At 66.8% G+C, this 316-nt stretch carries 1 protein-coding gene; it reads left to right on the plus strand.

Translation table 11 applies throughout. The annotated features are described in order from the left end of the window. The coding region (locus EN786_RS36860) for an ABC transporter substrate-binding protein (protein ID WP_246688855.1) at positions 1–316 on the plus strand (316 nt) is incomplete at both ends.

The following is a 316-nucleotide window of genomic DNA, read 5'->3' on the forward strand; positions in this document are numbered from 1 at the left end:
CGCCGTGCTCAACGACCCGAATGTCGACATCATCAGTCTGAAGTCAGTGGCGCACCAGCAGCTGCACATGCATTGCGACGAGGGCCCGACGAAGGACGCCCGCGTGCGCCGCGCGATCGCGCTCTGCCTCGACCGCGAGAAACTCGCCGCCGGCCTGATGAAGGGACGTGCCGCGATCGGCAATGACAGCCCGTTCGCGCCGGCCTTCCCGGTCACCGACAAGTCGCTGGCACAGCGCACGCAAGATATCGCCAAGGCCAAGCAGCTGATGGAGGCGGCCGGCCTTGCCAGCGGCTTCGACATGACGCTGACGACG

Source organism: Mesorhizobium sp. M4B.F.Ca.ET.143.01.1.1 (assembly GCF_004792275.1).
Classification (GTDB): domain Bacteria; phylum Pseudomonadota; class Alphaproteobacteria; order Rhizobiales; family Rhizobiaceae; genus Mesorhizobium; species Mesorhizobium abyssinicae.